Annotated in this window: 18 protein-coding genes and 1 tRNA gene; 12 read left to right on the top strand and 7 right to left on the bottom strand. The window is 57.6% G+C overall.

The window, feature by feature from the left end; translation table 11 throughout:
• Positions 1 to 117 precede the first annotated feature (117 nt).
• A complete protein-coding gene (gene pruA, locus P8935_RS21170) occupies positions 118 to 1,710 on the bottom strand; it encodes an L-glutamate gamma-semialdehyde dehydrogenase (protein ID WP_348262301.1) in 1,593 nt (530 codons plus the stop codon).
• Between the two features lie 408 nt (positions 1,711 to 2,118).
• Here pruA and P8935_RS21165 point away from each other — a divergent pair, with 408 nt between their 5' ends.
• The gene (locus P8935_RS21165) at positions 2,119 to 4,404 is read left to right on the top strand and encodes a DUF3300 domain-containing protein (RefSeq protein ID WP_348262300.1); all 2,286 of its coding nucleotides are present in this window, start codon (positions 2,119 to 2,121) and stop codon (positions 4,402 to 4,404) included.
• A gap of 72 nt (positions 4,405 to 4,476) precedes the next feature.
• Here P8935_RS21165 and P8935_RS21160 read toward each other — a convergent pair whose 3' ends face one another.
• Positions 4,477 to 7,668 (bottom strand): glycoside hydrolase, encoded by a 3,192-nt coding sequence (locus tag P8935_RS21160; protein ID WP_348262299.1) that lies wholly within the window; start codon positions 7,666 to 7,668, stop codon positions 4,477 to 4,479.
• Between the two features lie 269 nt (positions 7,669 to 7,937).
• On the opposite strand from P8935_RS21160, the gene P8935_RS21155 reads away from it, so the two are divergent.
• Together P8935_RS21155 and P8935_RS21150 are read left to right on the top strand one after the other, a co-directional pair.
• Positions 7,938 to 8,291 carry a PadR family transcriptional regulator gene (locus tag P8935_RS21155; protein ID WP_348262298.1) on the top strand — a complete coding sequence of 118 codons (354 nt, stop codon included), beginning with the start codon at positions 7,938 to 7,940 and terminating at the stop codon, positions 8,289 to 8,291.
• 19 nt (positions 8,292 to 8,310) lie between these two features.
• A complete protein-coding gene (locus P8935_RS21150) occupies positions 8,311 to 10,974 on the top strand; it encodes an ABC transporter permease (protein ID WP_348262297.1) in 2,664 nt (887 codons plus the stop codon).
• A 238-nt stretch (positions 10,975 to 11,212) separates the two neighbouring features.
• Here the strand turns inward: P8935_RS21150 and P8935_RS21145 are convergent, their stop codons facing one another.
• A complete protein-coding gene (locus tag P8935_RS21145) occupies positions 11,213 to 11,767 on the bottom strand; it encodes a TMEM175 family protein (protein ID WP_348262296.1) in 555 nt (184 codons plus the stop codon).
• Positions 11,768 to 12,125: 358 nt separating this feature from the next.
• Complete coding sequence (locus P8935_RS21140; RefSeq protein ID WP_348262295.1) at positions 12,126 to 12,959, bottom strand: isocitrate lyase/phosphoenolpyruvate mutase family protein; 834 nt, start codon at positions 12,957 to 12,959, stop codon at positions 12,126 to 12,128.
• 148 nt (positions 12,960 to 13,107) lie between these two features.
• Here P8935_RS21140 and P8935_RS21135 point away from each other — a divergent pair, with 148 nt between their 5' ends.
• Entirely contained in the window at positions 13,108 to 13,479 is a 372-nt protein-coding gene (locus tag P8935_RS21135) for a hypothetical protein (protein WP_348262294.1), read from the top strand.
• A gap of 89 nt (positions 13,480 to 13,568) precedes the next feature.
• Here P8935_RS21135 and P8935_RS21130 read toward each other — a convergent pair whose 3' ends face one another.
• From P8935_RS21130 to P8935_RS21120, 3 genes are all read right to left on the bottom strand, one after another.
• Complete coding sequence (locus P8935_RS21130; RefSeq protein ID WP_348262293.1) at positions 13,569 to 13,724, bottom strand: hypothetical protein; 156 nt, start codon at positions 13,722 to 13,724, stop codon at positions 13,569 to 13,571.
• Positions 13,717 to 14,994 carry an ABC transporter permease gene (locus P8935_RS21125; protein WP_348262292.1) on the bottom strand — a complete coding sequence of 426 codons (1,278 nt, stop codon included), beginning with the start codon at positions 14,992 to 14,994 and terminating at the stop codon, positions 13,717 to 13,719. Before P8935_RS21125 ends, P8935_RS21130 begins: the two co-directional genes overlap by 8 nt.
• 130 nt (positions 14,995 to 15,124) lie before the next feature.
• A complete protein-coding gene (locus tag P8935_RS21120) occupies positions 15,125 to 17,236 on the bottom strand; it encodes a prolyl oligopeptidase family serine peptidase (RefSeq protein WP_348262291.1) in 2,112 nt (703 codons plus the stop codon).
• Positions 17,237 to 17,307: 71 nt separating this feature from the next.
• On the opposite strand from P8935_RS21120, the gene P8935_RS21115 reads away from it, so the two are divergent.
• The 8 genes from P8935_RS21115 to P8935_RS21080 all read left to right on the top strand — a co-directional run bounded on the left by P8935_RS21115 (position 17,308) and on the right by P8935_RS21080 (position 25,535).
• Positions 17,308 to 18,138 (top strand): amidohydrolase family protein, encoded by an 831-nt coding sequence (locus tag P8935_RS21115; protein ID WP_348262290.1) that lies wholly within the window; start codon positions 17,308 to 17,310, stop codon positions 18,136 to 18,138.
• A gap of 55 nt (positions 18,139 to 18,193) precedes the next feature.
• Positions 18,194 to 18,278: transfer RNA gene (locus P8935_RS21110), tRNA-Leu, on the top strand.
• A complete protein-coding gene (locus P8935_RS21105) occupies positions 18,245 to 19,483 on the top strand; it encodes an acyltransferase (protein WP_348265363.1) in 1,239 nt (412 codons plus the stop codon). The genes P8935_RS21110 and P8935_RS21105 overlap by 34 nt, the downstream gene beginning before the upstream one ends.
• 205 nt (positions 19,484 to 19,688) lie before the next feature.
• Positions 19,689 to 19,994: a DUF3467 domain-containing protein gene (locus P8935_RS21100; RefSeq protein WP_348262289.1), complete on the top strand. Its 306-nt coding sequence runs from the start codon at positions 19,689 to 19,691 to the stop codon at positions 19,992 to 19,994.
• 41 nt (positions 19,995 to 20,035) lie between these two features.
• Positions 20,036 to 21,655, top strand: coding sequence for a glycosyltransferase family 39 protein (locus P8935_RS21095; RefSeq protein WP_348262288.1), 1,620 nt, complete (start codon positions 20,036 to 20,038; stop codon positions 21,653 to 21,655).
• Between the two features lie 62 nt (positions 21,656 to 21,717).
• Positions 21,718 to 23,343 carry a hypothetical protein gene (locus P8935_RS21090; RefSeq protein ID WP_348262287.1) on the top strand — a complete coding sequence of 542 codons (1,626 nt, stop codon included), beginning with the start codon at positions 21,718 to 21,720 and terminating at the stop codon, positions 23,341 to 23,343.
• Between the two features lie 15 nt (positions 23,344 to 23,358).
• A complete protein-coding gene (locus P8935_RS21085; protein ID WP_348262286.1) occupies positions 23,359 to 24,699 on the top strand; it encodes a nodulation protein NfeD in 1,341 nt (446 codons plus the stop codon).
• A gap of 41 nt (positions 24,700 to 24,740) precedes the next feature.
• Positions 24,741 to 25,535 (top strand): slipin family protein, encoded by a 795-nt coding sequence (locus P8935_RS21080; RefSeq protein ID WP_348262285.1) that lies wholly within the window; start codon positions 24,741 to 24,743, stop codon positions 25,533 to 25,535.
• Positions 25,536 to 25,549: the final 14 nt, after the last annotated feature.

Here is a 25,549-nt window from a genome sequence, read left to right as displayed (position 1 = left end):
CGTGGGGTAAGCGGAGTGAAGGATCTGCTTTTTATCGTCGCAGCGTATCGACTCATCCAAATAAAAATCCCTCAGGCCCAAACGCACCTGAGGGATTTCTACATCCTTACGATGGAATCACAGCTTCTCCGCCACGCTCTTCGCCTGCGTAAACAGCAGCAGATAATCCGGCCCACCCGCCTTAGAATCCGTCCCGCTCATATTGAATCCGCCAAACGGATGCGCACCCACCATCGCCCCCGTACACTTGCGATTCAAATACAAATTCCCCACGTGATATTCGCGCCGCGCCGTCTCCAGCGCCTCGCGTGATCCGGAATAGATCGCGCCCGTCAGCCCATACTCAGTATTGTTAGCGACCTTCAAGCCTTCATCAAAATCCTTCACCTTGATCACCGCCAGCACCGGCCCGAAGATCTCTTCCTGCGAAATCACGGCATCCGGAGCGATATCCGCAATCACCGTGGGCTCGATGAAGAATCCTCCATCAGCATTCTCTAGAGCCTTGCCGCCCGCAACCAGCCGCCCTTCCTTCTTGCCCGTTTCGATGTATCCAAGAATCGAATCCATCGCCGCTTTATTCACCACCGGCCCCATGTTTGGATTCGTAGCAGGATCACCGACCGTCAGCTTCGCCACCTTCTCGCGCACCCGCTCCACAAAAACGTCATATACCGGAGCCTCAACAATCGCTCGCGAACAAGCCGAGCATTTTTGCCCGCTGAATCCAAACGCCGCCGCTACTGTGCCATCCACCGCTGCATCCAGATCCGCATCCGCACAAACCAAGATGGAGTCCTTGCCGCCCATCTCCAGCACGGTTCGCTTGATCCAAATCTGTCCTTTTTGATTCTTCGCCGCGCGCTCGTGAATCTCCAGCCCCACATCGCGCGATCCGGTGAACGCGATGTAGCGTGTCTTCGGATGTTCCACGATCGCGTTGCCGAAAGTCGCACCTGATCCCGGACAGAAATTCACTACACCGCCCGGCATCCCCGCCTCCTCCAGCACTTCCACAAACTTCGCCGCAATCGTCGGCGAATCGCTCGACGGCTTCAGGATTACAGTATTCCCGGTGACGACAGAAGCCACCGTCATACCCGCCATAATCGCGAACGGAAAATTCCACGGCGGAATCACCGCGCCCACGCCGAGTGGAATGTAAAGCAACTGGTTGAATTCGCCTGGATACTGGATAGGCGTCTCCGCTTTCGCCAGCCGCAACGCCTCGCGCGCATAGAACTCGAGAAAGTCAATCGTCTCGCCCACATCCGCATCGGCCTCTGCCCAGTTTTTGCCGACCTCATATGTCAGCCATGCGCAAAACTCAAAATGCCGCTCGCGAATAATCCGCGCCGCATTCAGCAGCAGCGAGACCCGCTGTTCCACAGAAGTCCGGCTCCACGTCTCAAACGCATCCAGCGCCGCAGACATCGCCTTCTCCGCATGCTCAGCACCGGCTTTCTGGTGAACGCCAACCACCTGCGCTGGTCGCGCCGGATTGAACGACTTGATCTTGCCTTCGGTTTTCAGGCGGTGTCCGCCGATGATGAGGTCATATTCACGCCCCAATTCGCCCGCGACAAGGTCGAGCGCTGCCTTCATCTTTCGGGCGTTTTCGGGGTTTTTGAAATCAGTAAACGGTTCATTGCGGAACTCGCCCTGGGGCGAACTCGGCTGAATTTCGGTAGCGAGAGTCACGGTTGCCATAGCCAGATCAGTTTAGTCCTTTGAGCAGATTTTCGTGCCAATTGATTGGAGCCAATTCGACATCGAAAAGCCGCTTTTTTGGTTGAGATTGCCGAGGGCGCCCCGCTAGTAAATCGCTTGGTGCGAATTTCAAAGAATGTTCGAAATAAACGGCTTACCCCCCAGCCACCGAAAATCACCCCCGATTTCCATCGATCTCGGCGTCCCGGCGACCAAATCCGCATAGGCAGAGCCCCGATGAATTCAACAAATCCGTTACATCCGCGAAACTAACCCATCCAGGTGGGGTTCCCAGTTAGGTACCTATGGGGTAGGTTCGACTTGGCATGCGAGTCACCCCTGGGCATTTATTCGGCGATGACAAATGCTGTCCAGTCAGAGCGGCGCTTCGCACGAATTCAGTGAGGGATGATGAAACCCCAATTTGATCTGCGCACTGCGCGCCCGCTCTCCTGCACATCGCTTCCGGGCATACCCCCCAACGCTTCTTCCAATCCGCGATTCTTTCGTCAATATGTCGCAGCCGCCATCCTTGGTCTGGGAGTCGCAGCCACTTCTGTGGTCGCCCAGCAGCCCGCCGCGATTCCCAATTGGCCGACGGACGAGCCCGGCACATCACAGGGCCAGTACGCTGCGCAGGATCAGCAACAGCAGTACGGGCAGCAGCCTCCGCAGTATCAGCAACCGCCCGCCGATGGCCAGCAACCGTACGGTCAGCAGGCCTATCCCCAGCAGCAGCTAACCTACAACGATCCGAACCAGGGTTTCGCTCCGCCCATCCAGCCCTCAGCGGCGCTCAGCCCTGATCGGCTCGAGCAGATGGTCGCTCCCATCGCGCTTTATCCCGACAATCTGGTTTCAATGGTCCTGGCAGGTTCAACTTATCCCGCGCAAGTCGCCGCCGCCGACCAGTGGCTGCACATGCAGGGAGGGGCGCCTCCCCAACAAATCGCTGCTGGGGCAAACGCTCAGAGCAGTTGGGACCCGAGCATCAAAGCGCTGACAGCGTTTCCCCAGGTCCTCGATCAGATGGCGCAAAATCTCCAGTGGACCACCGACCTCGGCAATGCCTATTACAACCAGCCGCAAGACGTGATGCAAACCATCCAGGTCATGCGTGACCGCGCCCAGCAGGCCGGCAACCTCCAGAACACCCCTCAGCAGGAAGTCATTGAGGATCAGGGCAACATCGAGATCGCTCCGCCCACTCCTCAAGTCGTATACGTTCCTCAATACAACCCCTGGGCCGCCTACGGGGCACCCATCGATCCCTACCCAGGATTCCACTTCTTCGGCGCGATCGGCGCAGCGCTTGATGGAGCCATTTTCTTTGGCCCCGCGATCGCACTCGACGCAATTACATACCCTTTCCGCTGGCTTGGATGGGGTCTCGACTGGTTCGCGCACGCTATCTTCTTTGGTGGTGATATTTGGTGCACGCATAGCCACGAAATGCACGACTGGGGATTCGCGCATGGCGGCGGTCGCTACTGGGGAGCCCGTGGTGAATTGGCTGGCTTCCGCGAACATGGCGGCTGGGGTGCACGCGGCGGCTACGGCGGCCGTGGTGGCTTCGGTGGCGGCATGCCCCACACCTTCCGCACCGGGCTTGATCGCGGCAACTTCCCGCACGCAATCCACCCTGCTCCAGGGAATTTCAATGGCGGAAACCGCGCCAGCGGCAATCAAGGCAACTACGCCAACCGAGGTGGCGGCGCGTTCGGTCAGCGCCCCGGCTCTCCTGTTGCAGGACAGAACGGGAACAACTTCGCCCGCGGTGGCAACGGTTATGGTCAACAGAATGGAGCATTCGGTCAACGCCCCGGCGCCCCTATAGCTGGCCAGAACGGCAGCAACTTCGCTCGCGGCGGCAACGGATACGGCCAGCAGAACGGCGGTTTCGGCCAACGTCCTGTAGCGCCGGCCTATGGCCAGAATGGCAGCACAATCGCTCGAGGCGGCAACAGTTATGGCCAGCCTAACGGCGCCTATGGATACGGTTCAGGCGCTCGCGGGCCACAGGCGACCGGCCGCCCGCAGCAATACGGTGGGACGCAGCAATTCGGGGCAGGTCGCAACGGCGCCTATGGCGGCCAGCAGGCGTATGCAGGTGGCCAGCAGACCTACGGCGGTGCTTACAGTAACCGTCAATCGTATGGCTCGTCCTCCGGCGCTTACACCAGACCGCTGCAGAACTACGGCATGCGTCCGGGCTTCGGTGGAAGCGGTGCCCAGACCTATCGCCCGCCCAGTTCGCCTGCCTATAGCGGCGGCGCTGGCAGTCGCTCCTACGGCTTCGCTGGCAATTCGGCTGGCGGGTACGGAAGCTCGCGCTCTTACGGCGGTTCCAGCCCTTATGGCGGGTCAAACATCGCGCGGGCACCCTCTGGCGGCGGGTATTCGTTCGGCGGAAGCCGCGGCTATAGCTACGGTGGTGGTGGCAGCTATAAAGCTCCCAAAGCCCAAAGCTTTGGTGGCAGTAGCGGAGGCCACTCCTTCTTTGGTGGCGGCGGGGGCTTCAAAGCTCCATCGGCTCCTCATTTCAGCGGCGGCGGCAGCCACTTCGGCGGCGGTGGTGGAAGCCACTTCAGCAGTGGCGGCGGTGGAGGACACTTCGGTAGCGGCGGCCACTCCAGCGGTGGCGGTCACTCCGGTGGAGGCGGCCATTCCGGCGGAGGGGGCAAGCACCACTAAACCACCAGCACTTTACTTCAACGCAAAATGACCACCTGCGGGTGGTCATTTTGTTTTCGCTGCAGATGACTTTTACTCCTCGTCACCCATCTCCAGTTCATCTTCCCGGCTGCGATCCATCTCCCGCGTATCCAGATCGATCACTGCCAGATGTTGCTTCTTCAACTCAAGATTCATTGCCTTCACATCGTTCTGCTTCACCTGTTTCCATTGCTCGATCAGCCCATCCAACGGCTTCTCTGCGATCCCCAGCGCCTCGCCCTGAGCTGTCGTCGGGGCCACATCCGCAGACTCAATCGAGTGCATCAGCCGCGCCAACTGCGACCGCACTGACCCAAGCGTCGCCGGCCCTGCCGCTCCGCGCCCGAATCCGCGCCCTCCACGCGCGGGCCCCGCAATCGCATCCAGCTTCGAATCGATGGTCGGCCCCGCTTGTCCCACCACCGGCTGCCCGCTTCGTGCCTTCAACTGTTCGCGAAGCACGCTGATCTCGTGCATCGCCGCCGTTGCTTTCATCACGTCGTCGTACATCTTCTTCGCCATCGTGAATTGTGCTTCCAACTCCGGCATTGCCGTCTTGACTCGCGGATCCATCACTACCTTCATCGCGGCCGTCTGCGTCTTCCCGTTAGCCGTCAACTTCACCGTGTACTCGCCTGGAAGCACCCACGGTGCCGTTGAAACCTGCGGCGTATCATGTGGCGTTGCCAACTCGTCATCAGGCCCGGTCGACAACCCCGGCACCTGCGGATACTGCAAATCCCACAGGAACCGATGATGCCCCGGTGCAGCCGACAGCACTCGCGGCTTCCTCTCCCAAACTGGCGGGTCAGGATAACGCGGGTCTGGCGCTGGAACTGCATCGTCCGAGTTGAAGCGCGCGATTGTCTGCCCCTTGCTGTCTGCAATCTCCAGTGACACGACACCAGACACTCCTGTGCCCAGGTAGTAATCAATCACCGCACCATTTGGCGGATTCTTCGTCGACGGAAAATCCGCGGGCCAAGGCGTCGGGGGATTCGTATCATTCCGAATCCGCATCGCGGTCTGCGGCGTGTACAGGTGCGCACTCTCTTCAGCCGTATTCGCCGCAATCTGCCGCAGCGGTGTCACGTCATCCAGAATCACAAACCCGCGCCCATGCGTAGCCGCAATCAGATCGTCGCCCTTCACCTCAAGGTCGCGCACCGAACTCGCGGGCATGTTCAGCCGCAATGACTGCCAGTGATCTCCATCGTCGAACGACACATATACCTGCGTCTCCGACCCCGCATACAGCAACCCCTTGCGCTTAGGATCTTCACGAATCGCGCTCGTCGCCGCGCCATCCGGAATCCCATTGTTAATCTCCGTCCACGACTTCCCGCCATCATGCGTGCGGAAAAGATGCGGCCGCATATCGTCCAGCCGTAACGTGTTCACCGCAGCGTAGGCCGTCTGCGCGTCGAAGTGTCCCGCATCCATGTTGAAGACCTTCCAGAAAGGCTGCAGCGCCGGCGGAGTTACATTCACCCAGTGCGCTCCCGCATCTTCCGTCGTCCAGATCAGTCCATCATCTGTGCCCGCCCACATCCGGTTCCCATCCAGCGGCGACAACCCAAGCGCATAAATCACTCCCCGCCGCGTCGCCTTAGCTGCTGCAGAATCCTTGTAACCCTCCACCACCTTCGGCAGTTCCCACGTCTCGCGTGTCAGATCCGGGCTTACTTCCTTCCAGTCCTTGCCGCCATCTTCTGTCAGCCACAGCGTGTTCGTTGCGAAATAAAGCTTGTGCGGATCAACCGGCGAAAACATCAGCGGCTCCGTGCGCAGTGCACGATATCCTCGCAGCGGCTTCGGCTCCACGTTTTGAATCTGACCAGTGCGCCGGTCGTAGCGCGTCACCTTCCCGCCATACACAACGTCCGGGTCCAGCGGATCAGGCGCGGCATAGCCGTACTCTTCGATTCCCACTGGATGCCAGTCATGAAACGTGATGCGACCATCGTCGCTGCGGCTTGGCACGCACGCCGATCCCGAATCCTGCTGTCCGCCGCACACGCGATACGGAAAGGCATTGTCCGCTGTTGCGTGATACATCTGCGCGGTGCCCTGGTTGTACCATTCGGCCCAGCTCTCGCCGCCGTTCTGCGAGATCACCACCCCCTGGTCGCTTGCCAGCGCCACAATCTTGGTGTTGTTGGGATTCACCCAGACATTCTGATAATCGTCACCACCCGGCGACCCGCGAAACGCCGTCCAGGTCTTGCCTGCATCGGTCGATTTCCAACTCACGATGCTGGCCACGTAGACCGTATCCGGATCCTTCGGGTCTACCAGCGGTACCGGGCAATCTCCGCCGCCAATCCGCTCCTCCGGCCGTGTATCGTCCTCCGGCGCATGCACCCAGTGGTCGCCTCCATCGTCTGACCGATACAGCCAGACCGGTCCGTTCACTGGAGCGATCTCCGCATAGATCCGTTTCGGATTGCTTGGCGAAATCGTCATCTGCAATTGCAGAACTTTATCCGGCAGCCCGTTTCCCGTGAGCTTTTTCCATGTGTCGCCACCATCCGTCGAGCGATACAGTCCACCCTCTCCGCCTTCAAACGACCCGTTCTCCCACGGCGCTTCCTGCCGCTGCCACATCCCCGCAAACACGATCTGCGGATTCTGCGGATCGATCTGCACCTCCGACGCGCCGGTGCGCTCGTTCGTGAACAGAACACGCTTGAACGTTTTGCCGCCATCCACCGTCCGATATAACCCGCGTTCTTCACTCGGCCCGTAGGGGTGACCTTCCACGGCCACGAATACGCGATTTGCATCGTGCGGATCGATTGCCACTTGCCCGATCTGCTGCCCGTTGCGGAGCCCCTCAAGATGCGTCCACGTCTTGCCCGCATCGGTCGACTTATAGACACCATCACCGGTCGAAAGATCTGGCCGCTGCAGTCCTTCGCCGCTGCCTACATAGATCGTATTCGGATCGCTCAGCGAAACCGCAATCGACCCGATCGATCCGCTTGGCTGGTCATCCCACAGGCTGTGCCACGTCGCGCCCGCGTCTGTTGTCTTCCATACCCCGCCGTTCACTGCGCCCAGGTAGAACGTCGCCGGCTCGCTCGGCACTCCCGCCAGCGCTCGCGTCCTCCCGGCCCGCATCGGCCCGATTTCGCGCCACCTCATATCGGAGTAAAGCTTCGGGTCCACCTGCGCCTGCACGCAGGCGCCCATCACCAGCATCGAAACAGCGACAAAGAATACGCGGCTCAAAGATTTCATTCTTCTCCTTGAAGTCAAAACCAGCAGAGTAGGGAACCAAAGCGCCAAGCAAGCTTTAAAACGGGGAATAAGCGGCGCACCGTCCTGCGCTAGATGTTATCGAATCATTGCGGCAAAGCTCGCTATTTTTTTAGTCTCTGGATGCGGTCTAAACCTTTCCTGCTCCATGGGTTTGCATTTAAACACGAGCTTAACCTTAAAGACATCCTTCCCATAGACATCCGAGTGGAGTACTATTTCTCTCGCATAGTCATTCGAGTGGAGATCTCATGATGGTCACAAGAAAAACGTCAGAAGCTGGGGAGATTCTGCAAGGCACGCTGGACATGCTCATCCTGCGCACTCTTGTTATGGGTCCGGCGCACGGTCACACCATCGCCCAGGCAATCGAACGAACCTCGGAGAATGCCCTCGAAGTCGAGCAGGGGTCCCTTTATCCCGCGCTTCATCGGCTTGAAGATCGCGGTTGGCTATCCTCCGAGTGGGGCGTGAGCGACAACAACCGCAAGGCCAAGTTCTACAGGCTTACCAACAAAGGCCGCAAAGAACTGCACGCCGCCACGGGGCGTTGGCAAAAGATGACGCGCGCCATCGGCCTCATTCTTGGGGAATCGTTCGAATAAAACCGGCAGGAGAGCATCCATGAGCCTGAATCGCTTCATCCATCGGACCCAGAAAGACGAAGACCTTGCCCAGGAAATCGAGTCCCACCTCGCCCACGAAGAAGACGCAAATCGAGCGCGTGGCCTCGCGCCTCAGGAAGCGCATCGACAGGCGAATATGCGGTTTGGTAATCCGCGAACCACCCGCGAGCGCGTCTGGAACTACCGCTCCTTCGCAATGATTGAAGCCGTAGCGCGCGACTTTCGTTTCGCCCTGCGAGCACTCGCCAAGACGCCCGGCTTTGCCGTGATTTCCATTCTCGTAATTGCGGTCGCAATCGGGGTGAACACCGCGGTCTTTTCGGTCATCAACACCGTCCTCCTGCAACCGCTTACTTATCCCGACCCGCAGGCACTGGTCGCGTTGATGAATACCAGCCCGCGAGGCAATTTTCCGGGTGCCAGCATACCCAGATTCAATCTATGGCGCCAGCAGACGAGCATCTTTCAGCAGGTTGCTGCTTACGATTTCGGCGGTGCCGGCCTGAACATCACCGGAGGCGACCATCCCCAGCAGGTGCAGGGATTTCACGTTTCTGCAGACTACTTCGCGATGTTTGGCGCGCCCGTTATTCTTGGCCGCACCTTTACCGCCGACGAAGACAGCCCCAATGGTGGCCACGTCACCGTATTGAGTTACAGCCTCTGGAAAAGCCGCTATGGCGGCAACCCCAACATTGTCGGTACGACGATTCAGTTGGATGGCCAGCCGTTTCTCGTCGTGGGAGTGATTGGGCGCGGATTTACGACCGACTCGCCGATCGATCTGTGGGTGCCTTATCAATTCGATTTGAACTCAAAGGACATGGTCACTTTTTTTACCGTGGCTGCGCGTCTCAAGCCCGGTATCACCATTCCTCAGGCCGATGCTCAATTGCGTCTCGCCGCAGACCAGTTTCGAAGACTGTACGGCAACGACTCTCTACCGCCGAATGGCGGATTTAGCGTCACGTCCCTTCAGCAGACCATGATTGGCGATACCCGCGGCCGCCTTTTCGTGTTGCTCGGAGCAGTGGTCTTCGTGCTCCTCATCGCATGTGCCAACATCGCAAATCTGCTCCTTGCAAGGTCGGCCGCGCGCAAACGCGAATTCGCCACAAGGTCCGCTCTCGGCGCTGGCCGTGGCCAGATCATCCGCCAACTGCTCATTGAAAGCCTCACCCTGTCGCTCGCAGGCGGACTTCTGGGCCTCGTCCTCGGATTTTCTGGCGTTCGCATCTTGCTCAAGATCAACCCAGGCGACATCCCCCGCATCGGCGAAGATGGTTCGGGCATCACGCTCGACCTCAACATCCTGCTGTTTACTCTCGGCATTTCCATCCTCACTGGAATCGTCTTCGGTCTCGTCCCGGCAATCAGCGCCTCGAAAACAAACCTCGCAGCCGCTCTCAATGAAAACGGCAGTCGCTCCGGCATCGGATTCCGCAGCGGTAAGCTGCGCTCCGCGCTCGTCATCGGCGAAATTGCTCTCACCGTGACGCTCGTTGTCGGTGCTGGATTGCTGATCCGCACCTTTATGAACCTTCAGTCCATCGATCCCGGCTTTGCGATGCAAAACGTGATCAGCATGTCCATGTCGGTCAGTGGAGACCGTTTCCAGAAAACAGCGCCTGTTGCGGACGTCATTCGCGCCGGGACAGATCGGCTGCTTGCCGTGCCGGGAGTCCTCGACGTCGGTGCCACAAATTGCTTGCCGATGGCCGGCGGATTCGGAATGTCCTTCGACGTGGTCGGCCGCCCTAAACAGAATGCGCAGCCGACAGGCGGAGCAGGATTCTCATCCATCTCCTACGGTTATTTCAGTGCTCTCAAGATTCCGTTGCTTCGCGGCCGCACTCTAACCAAACAGGACGACGCTGCGGCGCCCGGTGTCGTCGTGATCAATCAGGCCATGGCCCGCCAGTACTGGCCCAATAGCGATCCGCTTAAAGATCGCATCCTGATTGGTGCCGATGCCGGACCTGCCTTTGCGGAACAGCCCCGCCAGGTTGTCGGCATTGTTGGCGACACGCATGACGGCGGTCCCAACGCAGATCCTTTCCCCGTCATGTACATTCCGATCGCGCAAATGCCGGATCTGGAGACTGCTTTGAATTCCAAAGTAGCCCCGATATGGTGGATCGTCCGCAGCCAGGTCGACCCGCGCACGCTGACCACGCCCATTGCCGCCGCTTTGCGCGAAGCCAGCGGCGGACTTCCAGTCGCACATATCCGCACCATGGAAGAGATCGAAGCGCAGAATATAGCGCGTCAACGCCTCAACATGCTGCTGCTCACTGTGTTCGGTTCTGCGGGATTGCTGATGGCGGCAATTGGAGTTTATGGCGTAATGTCCTACTCCGTGCAGCAACGCACCCAGGAACTCGGCGTCCGCATGGCGCTCGGGGCGCAGGCCTCGAACCTTCGCAACATGGTCATCCGCCAGGGCATGACGCTAACGCTCATCGGCCTCATCATTGGCGCAGGAGGAGCCTTGTGGCTAACACGCTTCCTCGCGAGCTTCCTGTTCAAGGTTAAGCCGCTGGACCCCGTCGCCTTCGTCGCGACAACGATACTTCTCAGCGCTGTCGCTTTCCTCGCCGTCTGGCTCCCGGCAAAGAGGGCAACGCGCGTAGATCCAATGACCGCACTCCGCATTGAATGACAGCGCGCTCATCGAAATGCAACGCCGCATCTCAGGATAGAAAATTCGTTCCATCTGTTACCGGCTGCCCCCGGGCTCGCTTACCTCTAGTCTTCACTTGTCATCCTGAACGGAGCGCTTTGGGGGCCCCGTGGACACGTGTGTCCATGGGGTTAAGCGGAGTGAAGGATCTGCTTTTTCGGCGGATGCGACAATTCCTGACCAACGCGAATTGAGCCTCGAAGGGCGAGGCGATATCTCAATTCGAAGATGCCTCAACCTTCGGCGGCAGCAGCCACAGGATCGCAACCACTCCAATCAACGCCAGCGAGGCAGCAGGTTTGTAATAAGCAGCCGGAATCGCTGCCAGATAAAGCGCAACAGAGGCAATTTGCTTGCCCCATGTTGCATGTTCCGGTGCCGTACTCTGCGCTCGTATTTGGCTCCATAGTCCCATGTAGCTCAGTCCTGGAAAAATGCTGACGGTTGCGTAGAGAGCGGTATTGAATGACGTCAGCCCTTTCACGCCGATCCAATCCGTGGCAAAAGGAAACAGCGAAAGGCAGAAAAGAAAAATCAAGTTAGCCCACAAAATCCCATGACTCACCGTCTCCACCTCGTCGACAAGGTAGTGATGGTTGACCCAGTAGATCCCGATCTGCACAAAGGTTAGCAAATAAAGAAACAAGGTAGGCAGCACCGCGCGCACACCCGCTACGCCATCTGGCCCGGGCACCTTCAATTCCAGCACCATGATGGTGATGATCACCGCGATCACACCATCCGAGAAGGCCTCGAGGCGTGCTGGACTCATGCTCCTCTTGCTCATAGTGACATCACCTTTGCATCAACTCAGCAGACTCAAAATATCCCTACCTCGCGATTAGCATTCCGGCGCCGTCAACATGTGTTTCTCCGGAAGTCTTCTAAACGGCAGCATCTAAACGACAAATTGTCCCACACACTTTGCAGGCAATTATCCCTCGCCGGCGCACAATGAATGCATGTGCAAGATCTCCGCGTCAGGAATCATACGAGGTTCGCGAGGCTGCGACAAAGAAGGCCACCCCCTCCCCCCCCGGTGTTACTACTCTTTTCCTTCGCCTGTCCTTTAGTAACCTTCATCCGCATTGAGACATTCGCAATCTCGATCGAACACACCTTCATATGCGCTAGGAATTACCAAACATTGCGGTCAACTCCGAGATATACAGTGTCTCGTCTGCAAACCCAAACGTTCCATCCTCAATCACTTCGCGGGCGGCATGTAGAAAGGCCGTCAACGCAGCCCGGCTAAAGCCTGATCCGATGCTGATTCGCCTTACTCCCAGATCGCCGAGTTGCGCAACGGTCAGTCGCGGCGCGCCCTTCAATCCCATCAGCACATTCACCGGGTTAGAAACGGAGGCACATACAGTCCGGATATCTTCCGGTTGCGTCAGGCCGGGTGCATACAGCGCCGACGCCCCTGCTTTCTCGAATGCCTGCAGGCGCCGAATCGTATCGTCCAGATCCGGCCGTTCATGAAGGTAGTTCTCCGCCCGTGCCACCAGCATGAAAGGGAACTGCAACGTCTTCGCCGCTTCCGAGGCGGCGGCGATCCGCTCCACCGCGTGCTCAAATTCATAGATCGGTTTCGCAGCGTCGCCAGTGGCATCTTCAATCGATCCACCGACCAGCCCAGCTTTGGCCGCCAGACGAATGGTCTCCGCGGCGTCTTCCGGCGCGTGCCCATATCCGTTTTCAAGATCAGCAGCAACCGGCAGATCTGTCGCTTCCACAATGCTCTTCGCATTCTCCAGCGCTTCCGCTCGACTCACCGACGCGGTTCCATCTTTGCGCCCCAGTGAAAAGGCCAGCCCCGCGCTGGTAGTCGACAATGCCTCATATTTCAAGCTGGTGAGAATGCGCGCCGACCCCGCGTCCCACGGATTGCCGATAACAAATGGCTGCTTGCGCTCGTGCAGCGCCTTGAATAACATCCCCTTCTCTGCCTGCGTCACCATGTCTTGACCCTCATCTCATCAGCGACGATCATAAAACGTCCGACCATCCTCGAAAGTGGTGGTCCCTGTCATCTAAAGGCAAAACCACTTCCGATCATGGGAACCCCTTCGTGCACCATTCACGTCTAATATTGAGAGGAGGGCCGCAATGCAATCTCAACTGGAATTAGACAAAGGCGCGGCCAGCATCGCTCCAGGAAATCGGATGCGGGCAGCGCTCGCTTTAGCGATCATTGCTGACCTCGTTCAGATAGCAATCTTTCCGCTGTTCGTTGAGGGTGCGGCATCGCCCGCCGACGATGCACTCGACCTGGGCATGGCCGGTGCGCTCAGCTTCCTGCTTGGCTGGCACTGGGAGTTTGCCCCTTCATTTCTGGCGAAGCTGGTTCCCGGAGTCGACTTCGTTCCGCTATGGACACTTGCAGTTGCAAATGTCTACCGGAAATCAAAAAAGTTGGCTGCCGCCGCAGATGGAGTTATTGAGGGAGAGCCGGTCGGTACGGCCGCACGGCATCCCTGAAAGATCGTAGACTTTTCTCAATTCTTTGAAGGGACACGGCTTCAGCCGTGCGATTGTCGTTACAAAATCAGGCCTTGTCTTTAGCCGGGTCAGCGCCGATGGTAAAACGGCATCACGATAAAGAGAGCTATGCAGAGTGCTGCAACGATCGCAAATGCCAGCAGGCTGTAAGCCAGTGTGAGATTGAGTCCCTTCGACTGTTCTTCCGCGCTAGGTTCCGATTCGGACTTCTGCTCGTCACTCATATTTGAGCGCCTCAACCGGATCCATCTGCGCGGCGCGCGTCGCGGGAACCGTGCCAAACACAACGCCGACTGCCGTAGCCGCTGCCAGTGCAATCACCACCGACCACATAGACACTGGAAGTGGATAGTCCGAGAGGAGTCGAATCGACAACGGAACCGCGAGCCCTGCCACGCATCCGATTAGTCCGCCAGTGAGCGAAATGATCACGGCCTCCGCCAGAAACTGTAGTTTGATTTCGCGATATGTAGCTCCAAGAGCCTTGCGAATGCCGATCTCCCGAATGCGCGCGCGCACATTCGCCAGCATAATGTTCATAATTCCCACGCCGCCCACCGCCAGCGTTACCGCCGCAACCAGCACCAGCACTACGATCAGCGCTATCGAAATCCGATCAGCCATCGCGAGAAGTTCGCGCAGGTCGAATGTCTTGTAGACCGAATTCGCTTTATGGCGAGCCTGAATCACGTCATGGATTTCGCGCGTAGCATCGGGAACCTCATCCATGCTCCGAATAGTGAAATAAAGCTGCTTCACGTCATCGGTTCCGGTGAAATATCGCGCGACTGAGAAGGGAATCAGAATGGTTTCGTCCGCAATTTCTGTCTCGCCAAAAGTGTCGACGCTCTCTTTGAAAGTTCCGACGATCATAAAAGGAATTCCCTGGATGGTGAACTCCTTGCCGAGAGCTGCGTCTTCACTGCCAAACATGTCGCGCGCAAACGGTACAGTCACGACAGCTACCTTCATGTGCGCGGTTTCGTCTTGTTCGTCAAAAAAACGACCGGAGAGCACAATCAGATTGCGCACATCCTTGTATTGCGGACTGACTCCTAGCGCCAACGTATCCTTCACCACGCCGCCACCAAAGCTGATGCGGTCGTGCGACTCCAGCACCGGGGACGATGCCACCACGCTTGGTACCTGCGCCAGCACGGCCTTCTCATCCTCGCGCGTCAGGAAGTCGTTGTATTGCACCTTCTCCGCGCCGACAGCTCCGCCACCTGAATACTCGACCTCGATCTCGTTCGTGCCAATCTTCTGGATCTCATTCAAAATGAACTGCCGTCCTGTGAGCCCGATGGTCACCACCAGGATCACCGACGCTGTACCAATCACCATTCCCAGCGCCGTCAACGCAAAGCGCAGCTTGCTGGCGCGAAAACTGTCGATGGCGAGCTTCAAAATCTCGCTCATCAGCATGGTGCGCCGGGCGCTCAGAAGCGTCTGCTGGAAGGCGACATGACGGGCTTGTTCAACCGCTGGATTCATTGGTCCCTGCAGATAGGATGCGCCACTTAGGCAGCTGGCTTCAGCACAATCGTTGGACGTACGAGGTGTCGAACCTGATGCCTTCGAATTTCCGGCACGTAGACGCGACCGCTTCTATCGTATTGACGATTCACTGTTTGTCGTACTTCTCCAGCCACTTAATCTCCTCGCGCAGCTTGATGTAGCCATGCCAGGGATTCTTGTCGAGGCTGTGCCCCTCTCCGGGAAACACCAGGAACGTGTGCGGAATACCAAGCGACTGCAACGCACGCTCCATCGTCTCGCCTTCCAGGTAGCTCACGCGAATATCCGCGCCCCCTTGCACAAGATGAGTGGGCGTCTTCACCTTGTCGAATTGAAATATTGCAGCTTCATCCTGATACAGCTTCGGATTCTCCCAGGGGCGCCCACCAAGATACCAGGCATCGTCCCACGTCTCGTCGTCGTTGCCCCAGTTCGCTGCGTGCTCCACTGCGCCCGCTCCGGTCACGGCGGACTTGAACCGCGTCGTCTGTGTGATCAGCCAGTTCGTCATATAACCACCGTAGCTATAGCCGCCTATCGCGAGGTGATCCGGATCGGCATAGCCTTCTTTCACCAGCGCATCGACGCCGGTGAGAATATCGCGCCCCGGTTTCGATACGAGATGCGGCTCGATCCCGAGCATGAACTCGTCTCCGTATCCTGTCGAGCCTCGATAGTTTGGCCGGAATACCAGCCACCCGTTATCCGCAGCGAAGGTGGCCCAGTCGTACCAGTCAGCGCCGAATCGATTCCCATCAGCATCCGCCGGACCGCCGTGAATCAGGGTCAACATGCGCAGATGCTTCGCATCCTTCTTGCCCGGAGGGAAGATCAACACACCTTCCACTGTGTGCCCGTCGTCGGATTTCCAAGTGTAAGGTTGAAACTCCGGTTGTGCCCGCTCCGCGAAAATGGGATTAAAGTCGGTAAGTTTTTTCAGTTTGTCGGTTTGCATTGGATCTGAAGCGAGGTAGACCTGCTGCGGATCGTTGATCGTGGAGAAGCGCACTAGCAGAGAATTAGAACCATGCGCGGGATCCAATCCCGCATAGCTGCCCGCCATTCCAGGCAACTTTGTCGCCTTCTCTCCCTCGATCAGATAAACCTGAGTTTCCGTGCCCTTCAGTCCCAGCGCCAATTCGCGACCGTCGGCGAGCAACGTGTACTGATCAAACGACCCGTCGAAGGATGCGCCAAGTCGCTCGGTCTTCCCCGAAGCAGCGTCGATCCGATAAAGCCGCCCCTGCACATCGCGATATTTCCCGTCCAGCGACCCGTTCCCCGCATTCACTGCGAAGTAGATCCAATGTCCATCCGGTGACCAATGCAAGTTCGATTCCATTGCCTGGTTGTGCGTGATCGGTTTAGCGTCGCCGCCGCTTGCTGCTACCAGAAAAATCTCGTAGTCCGCCGGATTTTCAATTCGCTTATGAATGGGCTCCGTGATAAACGCAATCTGTTTGCCATCAGGAGCCGGCGCAATCTCGCTGATCGCAAGATCGCTCTTTGCGATGGTCTCTGCACCGGTAGCCAGTTTCGATGACGGCTCGGCGTCGGCTTTGGCTGCTGTAGGGACTGCTCCCGCATCAGATACCGCAATTGCGCGAGCCAGCGCGGGAGCGATCGCCAGCTTCAGCAACACATCGCCCCTGTATTGCTCGCGCCACCGGACAACATCCTTCCATGTGTCCTTCTGCTCGTCTTCCTGTTCGTGCGTAAGCGGCGCCTTGGCCGAGAAGTAGATCGACGAGCTGTCTTGCGACCATGCAAATGCGTGTACATCGAGCTTCTCGTTGTACAGCGGAAGCGCTTCTCCTCCCGATGCCGAGATGAGCCAGATGCGGCTCGCTTTCGTTGCTTCCGCGTCGCCGTTGCCGTCCACTGACCCGGCGGGTGGTCGCTCCGACACGAATGCAATCCATTTGCCATCGGGGCTCCAATGGGGCTGATCGTCAGTCCCAGAGTGAGTCAACGGCTTCAACCCACCCTGCGCTGTCCATAGCCAGAGGTCATGGCGGTTCGAGCTGGCCTTCCAGTCAGGCGTTTCAGTCGCGATGACTGCGGCGGAGCCGTCCGGCGAAAGGCTCGTTCCGACGATCGCCGTGGTGTTGAGAAACTCGTCAAGAGTGATGGTGGGCTTGGGACTTTGAGCTTGCAAAAAGGCTGCAGCATTGAAGAAGGAAATCGCCAAAACAGACAATCGAAATTGGAGACGCATATCAGCACTATACCTGTCTGACCGCAGGGGTTAGCATGGCGTCTGGATACGAGTGTTTACGGGATTGAATCATGAGAATCGATGCACACCAGCACTTCTGGAAATACAGCCCCGCCGAATATGGCTGGATCAGCGATGCGATGCCGGAACTGAAGCGCGATTTCCTTCCGAGCGACTTAAAGCCGCTCCTGGATGCCAACGGGTTCGAGGGTTCAATCGCAGTGCAGGCACGCCAGGATCTGGATGAGACCTTCTGGCTGCTTGAATTAGCCAACCAGGACAATTTCATTAAGGGAGTTGTCGGGTGGGTCGACCTTTGCTCGCAGGAATTGCCGGTCATGCTGAAGCAGCTGGCTAGTCAACCAAAACTTGTTGGAGTGCGCCATATCCTTCAGGACGAACCTGACGACCGGTTCATGCTGCGCCCCAATTTTCGCCGCGGAATCGCACGGCTGGCCGATCATGGGCTTACCTACGACCTGCTGCTCCATCCGCGCCACCTGCCCATCGCAGTGCAGCTCGTGCAGGAGTTTCCGCGGCAGCGATTTGTACTCGACCACATTGCCAAGCCAGGCATTGCCGACGGCCTCATAGAGCCTTGGGCTCGCGAGATCCGTACTCTCGCAAAGTTCGAAAATGTGTGGTGCAAGTTGTCCGGCATGGTTACCGAGGCTCGCTGGAAACAGTGGAAGCCGGAAGACTTCCGCCGTCACCTTGACGTCGTCTTCGATGCCTTCGGAACGGAGCGCCTGATGATCGGCTCCGACTGGCCCGTGTGCACTCTATCCGCCGGTTACAGCGATACCATGGGCCTGGTCATGCAATACGCGAAAGATTTGCCCTCACAACACCTGGAGGCCCTGCTGGGTGGCAACTGCGCCCGATTCTATGGTTTGAAATAGATTGGTTAGTGAGGCATCATCCCTATAACGCCAGAAATGCTAAATTGGCATCAGCGCGAAAGTGGCGGAATTGGCAGACGCACCAGACTTAGGATCTGGCGGAGCAATCCATGAGGGTTCGAGTCCCTCCTTTCGCACCAAGGGGAATCCGATTCAGGGCTTCGATCCAACAGAGTCGAGTCGTTTTTCCGATCCTCCCGACCCTCATAAAAAGCCGGCGCGGTACTATCGCCCCGAACTGGACGCGGTTCGGTTCCTTGCTTTTTTCCTCGTTTTTCTTTCACACACGCTCCCTTCGCAGCCGAATGCACGGCTTGACTCACTGCTGCATGGGTTCGCCCCGCTCTACTACGGGTGCGCCGAGGCTTCCATATTCGGCTTGAGCCTTTTCTTCACGCTGAGTGCTTTTCTTATCTGCGAACTGCTACTTCGCGAGCGTTCAAGCACAGGAACGATCGAAGTCAAGCAGTTTTACTTTCGGAGAATCTTGCGGATTTGGCCTCTCTATTACCTCGGTCTCGCGCTCGGCGCATTGATTGCTGTATTGCCCGGCGGGAACCGCGGCGATCTGGTCGAAATAAGCTGGTATGTGATCTTCATGGGAGCTTGGCAGTGCGCCGCACACGGGGGCCTCGACAATCCCATGGCCGTGCTCTGGAGCATATCGGTCGAGGAGCAGTTCTATCTTTTTGCGCCGTGGATATTGAAATACTTCAATCGCCGGACTCTTTTTGCAATCTGCGCCGCCCTGATTCTTGTTTCAAACGGAAGGCTCTATTACCTCAGCATGCGGGGTGTAAATGGAGGTCGCACCTGGGTTGACCCACTTGTGCAATTTCAGTGTTTCGCAGCTGGCATATTGCTATGCCTCGTTCTCCGCAGCCGACTGCCTCGCCTAGCGATCTGGAGTAGGATCCTGATCCTCGTGCTGAGTGGGATGTGCTGGTTTTTCGCCAACTCCGGACCAAATTCAAAAGTCGGCCCTCCCTATACCCACTCCACGATCTGGCATATTCTCGGCGGGTACACACTGGCGTCTCTTGGATCGGTGCTCGCACTCATTGCATTTCTAGGCCTTGACGCACATCTGATTCCTCGAGCGATCGTTTACCTTGGACGAATCTCCTTCGGCTTATATGTGTTTCATGGGTTCGCACATCGTTTGGTTTTTGGCACCTTCCCATATGCGTTCGTCCACGAGCCGCCCATGTTTCTTGGGAGGATCTTCGCATCTTTTGCTCTGACCGTTCTGATGGCGGCGCTTTCCTATCGGTATTTTGAATTGTGGTTTCTCCAGATGAAGGTGCGCCGATCGGTGATCCCGAGCCGGCCGCTGATGCACTAATGTTACGAAGCATCAGTGCGACAGGTGAGGAAGGCTCGAAAGACCTGAGTGCTGCAGACTCTCAAGGGGACCTTCGTGCCATCCATAATGGCATCGCGCAATGATGTGGCCGACCTTCCAGAACCTTCTGCCTGACTATCTTTCCTGATTGAGGCTGGCAAGCGACCCGGTAAGCCCCACCCGGACAGGTTAATCTGAAGAAACTATGAGTCAGACCCCGCAACAACCCCAGATGAACGTCGTTCAGACTCCGGACTACCGCGAGACCTATGCAAACAGCGTCCAGGTCCGCGTGAGTGTATGGGACTTCTCGCTGGTTTTCGGCCTCGCCTCCAGCGACAGCCCCGAGCAGGTGACCATCCGCAACCACCAGGCCATCTTTCTCAGCCCTCAACAGGCAAAGGCGCTCTGGAATGTGCTCGGACAAAACCTCTCGCAGTATGAACAGGCATTCGGAACTCTGAATCTCGAGCCGCAGAACATGAACTTCCCCCAGGGTCCAGTGAATTGATTGTCCGGTCAGACAAGCGGGCTACTTAAAAAGACAGGTTCATGAGCAAGCAACTGCGTCTGCGAAAAATCCTCGAACCGCGTCCGGATGCGCCGTTTCCTCCGTGGATGGTGTTCCCTGTTATCTTCGCAGCGCTGTATCTGAGCCATGTTTCGCTGCTCAGGCTGCCGTATTACTGGGATGAGGCTGGATACTACATCCCCGCAGCTTGGGATTTCTTCCGCACCGGTTCCCTCATCCCCTTCACCACAATGTCGAACGCGCATCCGCCGCTGCCTAGCGTTTACCTGGCTCTTTGGTGGAAGTTATCGGGCTACTACCCCGAAGTGACGCGAGAGGCCGTGCTGATCGTCTCTTCATTTGGCCTGCTCGCGGTTTGGCGATTGGCGCAACGCGTCGCAGGTTCCGGACAGGTCGCCTTTTGGACAGTCCTACTGACCGCGCTTTATCCAGTGTGGTTCGCCCAGAGCACACTGGCACAAGCCGATATTTTTGCCGCCGCCTTTACGTTGTGGGGACTCGTTTACGCGCTTCCGGATTCCAATCGCCGCCCGATCCTCGCGGCGTTATGGTTCACGGCAGCAGTGCTCTCGAAAGAAACGGCCATCGTAGTTCCCATGACCCTAGCGATACTTGCGATCGTGGACGGGTTCCGGACATCGCAACCAACGAGGAGCCGCCGTTGGAAAGACGCAGCGTGGTTAGCCGGTTGCGCTCTGGCACTGGTGGCGTGGTATGCGTGGCATTTTTCTAAAACAGGATTTGTCTTCGGCAATCCCCAGTTTCTCAAGTACAACGCTCAGGCTAACCTTGCGCCGGCGCGCTTTCTCGCGGCCTTCGGGCACCGCCTGCTGCACCTTACCGCGCACATGAACATGTTCGTGCCTGCTCTTCTGACAATTGCCGCACTCATGCTGAATCCGAGAGTCGATGCCGAGGGTCGCGAACGGCCTTACCTGAGCAAGACAGTTCTCTGGCAGATATTCTTCATCCTCCTCGCCAACGCAGTTCTGTTCAGTGTTTTAGGCGGAGCATTGCTCACGCGCTACCTGCTGCCAATGTACCCGCTGGTCTTGCTCGTCGCCGTTTCCACCTTCTCGCGCCGCGTACCGTACTGGCAGGCGCTTGCCGCACTTTCCGCAGTGGCATTCATCGCAGGTCTGTTCATCAACCCGCCGTACCGTTTTGCACCCGAAGACAACCTGGAGTACGCGCGGGTAATTCGACTCCACGTCGCAGGGATATATCAGCTGAACAAACGCTACCCGGGATCCACCGTTCTCTCCGCATGGCCTGTTACCGACGAACTGACCAAGCCGGAGTTGGGTTATGTCAAAACGCCTTATCAGGTTTACCCACTCGAAGACTTCACTGAGGGGCAGATCAATCGTGCTGCCGACGACCCCAGCGGTTATTCCACCGCCCTCGTGTTCTCCACGAAATATGATCCTCCGACTATGCTGTTGAGTCTTGGGCCGAAGAGTGAAGCCCTCGATCGGAAGTACTTCGGCTTGCACCATGACTTGCCGCCCGAAGCCATCGCCTTGCGTCTCCATGGAACGCTGGAGTGGCAGCGCGAAGATCACGACCAGTGGATCGCATTGATCCGTTTCAACCGCCAATTTGAAGCTCGCATGCCGTTGCCGAACCCTGTACGCTGAACCGGCACGGCATTTTCGGAACACTGCGGCAGATCGCCAAAACACCTATAATCGAGCCTGTCGTGCTCCTTCTTCTTCTATTTCGCAGATATGTTCAAACGGTCAGGTCAGGTGCCGCGCTTGCACTCTTGCTGACGTTGGTGGTTGGCCTCCATGCTCGCGCTCAGGCGGTTTCCGATGCGGCCAACGCCGGCAAAAACCGCATACTGCTTGTTCTTCCATTCGATAATGGGACAGGACAACCGAACCTCGAGTGGATCCGCGAGGCTGCGCCTGAAATCCTCGACGCTCGTTTTGCCTCGGCGGGCTTTGCACCCATGAGCCGGGCAGATCGTATGTATGCCCTCGACCATCTCGGTCTGCCGCAGCATTTTCAGCCATCGCGCGCCAGTGCATTGAAACTGGCGCAGACGCTCGACGTCGACTCCATCATTGTGGGCAGCTATCGGATCGAAGGCACAGGTATCGTTGCTGAGGCACGCGTTCTTAACGTTCCCCGGCTTCGCATGAGCGATGCGGTGATGGCACGCGGAGAGATGCACGATATGATTGCCGTCTTTGATTCGCTCGCCTGGCGTCTTACGCGCGTTATGGACCCCGGTTTCAGCGTAGCGCAGGACACCTTCCTCGCAGCAGGCGCAAGTTTGCGCCTCGACGCCTTCGAGCAATACATCCGGGGAATTTCGGAGCCGGACCAGCAGGAGCGCGAGCGACATCTGAAACAATCCGTGGCCTTGAGTCCAAATTTCAGTCCCGCATGGATGGCACTCGGTCGCGAAGACTTCAATGGACAGCAGTACGAGGAAGCTGCGGCATCGTTTGCGAAGGTAAGTCCGAACGACTCTGACGCGCTCGAAGCTGGGTTCTATCGCGGACTTTCTCTCCTATACTTTGGTTCCTATGCGCAAGCTCAGGATGCATTCGCAGGGGTCGCTCAAGAACTACCCCTGGCCGAAGTGGTGAACAACGAAGCAGTCGCTGTGAGCCGTCAAAATCATGACGGCACGGGCCTGTTCGTCCAGGCTGCGGCTGCTGACCCAAACGATGCCGATTACCACTTCAACCTTGCCCTCAGCCTTAAGCGCCATGGCTCCGAGTCAAATGCCGTCAATGAAATGAATCAATGCCTCAAACTACGGCCGACGGATGCAGAGGCTCAGAAATTGCTTGCTGCTTGGAAGTCTCCGAAGTCGGCTGATGCCGAAGACGCAGCCGAACCACTGGAGCGCATTGTGCGCACCTTTGACGCAGGCGCATTCAAACAGGCAGCCTTGATGATGGACCAGATGGAAGCGACGCGGTTGGCTGCGCTGTCGCCGCACGATCGTGCCGTGAAGCTCTCCGCTCACGCGAAAGACTACTTCAACCGGGGTTTGTTGCTCGAGGCCGAGCGGCTGTTCCAATCCGCGGAGATCGATGACGGATCCTTGGCCGATGCACACGCCGGTTTAGCGGCTGTTCGCGAGCGCACTGGCGATGTCGCGGGAGCGCGTAAAGAGGCAAATGCCGCTCTGAAGCTTTCACCTTCGCTCGATGCCTATCTCGTATTGGGCCGGCTCGATCTCGCGTCTAACCATATGGACGATGCCAGCAGGGAAGTTGGAGAAGCGCTAAAGATTGACCCGGCCAGCGCGACCGCGAAAGAACTGAATCGCCAGATTGAGGCGAGGTCCGGGAAAACGCAGTAATGATGGGAGCGAGCCATGCTTGAGCAAGTGCGTGGATTCAAGTTCCGCAAAGCATTCAGATTTACCGTAGCCATAGCATTGGTTTGTATTTGTGCTCGAGTCACAAGTGCCCAGCAGCCTGTCGTCGATAAGCTAGTGCTCGACCAGACAATTCAACCAGTAACTGCGGGATTGTTGGACCGAGCGATTGCTCAGGCCAACACCGATGGCGCCTCCGCGCTCCTTGTTGAGATCAACACGCCCGGCGGGCTTGTGGATTCTATGCGCACCATGGCGGGAGCGATCCTCAGTTCGCGCGTGCCGGTGATCGTCTACGTTGCTCCAGCGGGCGCTCGCGCTGGTTCAGCGGGATTCTTTCTGCTTGAGGCCGCTGACATCGCTGCCATGGCGCCCGGAACCAACGCCGGCGCGGCCCACGTTGTCTTTGAGGGCGGAAAGCCCGATGAGACCTTGAGTCAGAAAATTGAAAACGATGCAGAAGCTTTCATGCGCTCGTATGTTGCCAGGCGCAATCGCAACACCGATGCCGCCATCGCCGCAGTGGCATCGTCGCACTCCTACACAGCTGAGGAAGCGCAGACCCAGCATCTTATCGATGCGATCGCGCCGAATGACACGCAATTGCTCGATTCACTCGATGGCCGCTCAATTACCCGGATGGATGGAACAAAAACAATCCTCCACACCAGAAACGCAAGGATTCAAGTCGTACAGCCAACCGTGCGCGAAAATCTGCTCGGATGGCTGGTGAACCCTAACATAGCGTTGCTGCTTCTAGTCTTCGGCGCGCTGCTTATATATCTGGAATTCAATACGCCGGGAACCATTGTGCCGGGCGCGCTGGGCACGTTGATGTTGCTGCTCGGTATCTTCGCTCTCGACCTGCTTCCCATCCGTTTCACGGCGGTATTGCTTTTATTCGCGGCGTTTGCGTTGATGCTGCTGGAAGCAAAATTTGGTGGCCACGGAGTGCTCGCGCTGGCGGGTGTAGTATGCCTGATCTTTGGAACCCTTACCCTGGTTGCCGCGCCGATTCCTGAACTGCGGATTCGTCCCTGGGTAGCCATTGCGGTAAGTGTTGGATTCGGCGGCATCACCGTTTTCCTTGTGCGCCTTGCTTGGCGCGCCCGGCGGATTAAGGCTCGACTCGGTGCCGATGCGTTGATCGGGAGCACGGCCTCGGCGATGGAAACCTTGGCGCCAGAAGGTCACGTCCTGGTGGAAGGCGAGATTTGGGACGCGGTGGCCAGCGAGTCTGTGCCCGCAGGGACCCGGTTACGCGTTGTTGGACACGAGCAATATCTGTTGAGAGTTGCGCCTCTAGAGCAGTCGAAACCGCCTCAAACCGCTACTTAAAACCAGCGGGAGTACAATCCGTGCTGAGTGAGGGACACGAAATGCTGACTCCGTTTCTGATTGTTATTGCTATTTTTGCCTTGTATCTCATCAACTCCATCAAGATCCTGCGCGACTATGAGCGGGCGGTGATCTTCCGCTTCGGTCGCGCCCTGACGCCGCCTAAAGGCCCGGGAATCATCGCGGTTTTCCGCCCGATGGACCAGATGGTGCGCATTTCGCTGCGACAGGAAGTGTTGGAAGTCCCGGCACAGGATGTAATCACACGCGACAACGTGACCCTCAAGGTCAACGCAGTCGTCACGCTGTACGTAGTTGATCCAAACGCCGCGGCCATCAAGGTGGCGAATTATGTCTACCAGACCTCGCAGTTCGCCCAGACGACGCTGCGTTCGGTCTTGGGCGAAGTGGAACTGGACGAACTGCTAAGCCATCGCGACAAGTTGAACCTGAAGATTCAGACGATCATCGATCAGCGCACCGAGCCTTTCGGCGTCAAAGTTATTTCGGTAGAAGTCAAGCAGGTGGATCTGCCAGAGCAGATGTTGCGTGCCATGGCCAAGCAGGCCGAGGCGGAGCGCGAGAAACGCTCCAAGATCATCCATGCCGAAGGCGAATTTAATGCAGCTCAGAAGCTGGTAGACGCTGCGGCTTTGTTGGCAACGCAGCCCATGACGCTGCAATTGCGCTATTTGCAGACGCTCACTGAAATCGGTGTCGAGAAGAATACGACGATCGTATTTCCGTTGCCGATGGAACTGCTTTCGATGTTGAATAAACTGACAACGTCAAAGCCGTTCATCGAAAAGCCTGCAGGAGATAGTACGCAAGGATAGTGGACCGAAGTCAG

The sequence above is a fragment of the Telmatobacter sp. DSM 110680 genome, from assembly GCF_039994875.1.
Lineage (GTDB): Bacteria > Acidobacteriota > Terriglobia > Terriglobales > Acidobacteriaceae > Telmatobacter.
Note: the sequence above shows the minus strand (reverse complement) of the source record. Positions and strands in the feature narration are given on the sequence as shown.